The organism is Roseovarius sp. MBR-79, assembly GCF_053628555.1.
The window spans coordinates 1-2,478 of sequence record NZ_JBRJGP010000065.1 but is presented as its reverse complement, the minus strand read 5'-3'; the positions used below and the strand labels follow the sequence as shown (position 1 = coordinate 2,478).

Below are 2,478 nucleotides of genomic sequence, written 5' to 3'. Positions count from 1 at the left end.
TGCTATATGAGGGCCGCACGCTCCAAGGCGCTCGCCCCAAACTGGCCGACTTTTGCTCCGCCACAATGGCCGAATTTTACTCCGCCGTTGACACCATTGCCGTTGCGATCAAGCGCAAGAAAGCCGTCATCGCCATCAAGCCAGCCAGTCCGTTCAGCAAAAAAATCGCCATCCAGATCGAAATATATCTCTGAATTAGCAAGCGAGTTTGTCTCAATCCCATCGCCATCCAGGTCAATCACTAACGGATCGGTGCCCGCGCTCCACTCTAGGGCCTTGCCTACACGTGCCAAAGCTCCCGACAGTGTGAGTAGTTCGTCAATCATTGGCAGACTGCGAACAATACCACCAATCGCAGGCATCGGAATCAAAGCCAAAAGCGCCAAAATTGGATTAGCCATTTTAAAGATAAGGCCGAGGTCGCCCTTTATGTCCTGATCGAAAAGCTGGACTCCCCATGCAACCACTGGCGCATTGAAATTCTCGATCAGCATCGAGCCGCGTGTCTCTTCAAGGCTCTCCGAGCCAAACAAGGACGTGAAAATATTCGAGACATAAAGCCCTTCGCCCTCAACCGGGAAATAAGTCATGAAAGGCAAGAAGAAATCGAAATAAACTTGACTCTGGAACGTGGCCAAACCCAACCCGAATGAACTGAGCGGTCCAAGGCTTACCACTGGAAGGTTGTTGTTGCCTCCCACCATCGGAAACCCGAAAAACTTCAGAACGTCATTCGGTCGTGCATCCACCACTGTGACATCCGGCCACCACCATATGTTGTCGGAATGTTCAGGCCCTTCCAGATCATCCGCCGGATCATTCGGATTTTGTCCATCTATCGTATCACCGAAAATGACCCCGCCTTTGGACGTATTGAAAATCCAGTCCCGCCCAAGACCGCCAATGGTGATGGCCTTCTCGCCGAGGATGGTGATAACCTGATCATCGCCATCCCCCCCATTCAGGATGAGGTTCATGTCACGTTGCGCCACCGTGCGTAAGTCAATCTCATTTTCAGATGGCGGCACGCCGATCCGTTCTCCTTGCTTTATTGTTTTTGGAAACAGTCCGATCAGCACATCGTCTCCGGCTTCGCCAAAGACCTCTCCAAATCCTGAATGAACCAGAAGATCGCTATTCTCCCCGCCAAGCAATGTGGCACCTTCGCTGCCATAAAGAAGGATGTCCTCGCGACCAAACGTATACGCAACGGATGTTCCATCCGCCGTCACAACCTCTTGTAATCCTATTGCTTGTAAGGTCGCATCGAAAACATAATCGAGGGCTTCCTTCGCCGCAGTACTTACAGAATCTTCGAGGCTGTTCATCTTGTCCAGAACGGCGGAAGCAGCTTTAAAGATAAAGGAGTCGGGCTCGTCCGCCCATTCGGTTACAATTTTCTCAGCAAGTTCTTTAATACCCTTGTACGTCGCGACGGCCGCAAGGCCCCATATCCCTATCGGGCCGAGCGTTGGCGCGGCACTAATTATCGCCGACGCGAGGGTGCCGACAATCGGAATTGCAATTGCCCCAATGATAACCGTTTGCGCTGCCCAGGTAGCGAATTCTTCGGATAGAATGCCGTGTTTCTTGGCTTGCACGGCAGACTCTAAAACGCCCAATCCCAGTGTGACGACTCCTAACGTCAATTTTCCTGCAAATTTCGCCGCGCTGCCGTCGTACTTGAACAAACCTACGCTTTCGTCCCAAGCATCTTTGTAGAATGCAGCCAGTCGAACAGCAGAACTGCGTAGGCTGTCCGGAACTCTGCTAACGTCAACATACCCGCTTTCGTCATTCCAGAAATCGTTACCAACTCTCGCCAGCAAGTTGCTTGTTCCCTCATCGGGAAAAGTCGTCGAAATTTCCTGCTGCAATTCGCCGAAACTCATCCGCGAATTCACCTGTTCCGGCGGGAGTTCACCAATCTTGGCGGCGAGGCCTTCGATATTGTCGTTTTGCCGAACGTCCGCCAACAACCGGATAAGGTCTTCGACATTGGTCTGATAGACGGAACTGGCAGAAAAAGCGGATGAAACGGCCAATTGTTTTCGGCCAACTTCATCCAATCGAGAGCTGGAGCGGGTGTTGACGATTTCATAGTCGATCTCAGCAGCGGGTTGAAGCGGAGAGGTGAACCCAAGCTTGGTCTGTCCGGCTTCGGTTATATCAATGCTGGCGCGCTGTAATGTTCCATTTAATCGAGGATCGCCGTCGGCCAATGATGTGACGTCCTGTCGCAGAACATCCGCAAAGTCACCGGACAACCGACCAAAGAAATAGGCGGCTTTCGCATCTGACGAAATATCAGAGGCAGTTAGCTCTGCCCTCAGTTCCTCGGCGGAAACACCGTTGAACTGAGTGACGTCTTGGTTGTCTATAAGTGCTCCATCCCGGATGATCACGTTTCTCCTCGGCGATCCGCCCTCTTCATGGCAAGATCGGTCCTGAGAGACATTTGGACGGAGGCGCGGACAT

At 52.1% G+C, this 2,478-nt stretch carries 1 protein-coding gene; it reads right to left on the bottom strand.

Going from position 1 to position 2,478, the window contains the following annotated elements:
* Positions 1–2: 2 nt before the first annotated feature.
* Positions 3–2,405, bottom strand: a complete 2,403-nt coding sequence (locus ACSSV8_RS20095; RefSeq protein ID WP_454283665.1) for a hypothetical protein — start codon at positions 2,403–2,405, stop codon at positions 3–5.
* Positions 2,406–2,478 lie beyond the last annotated feature (73 nt).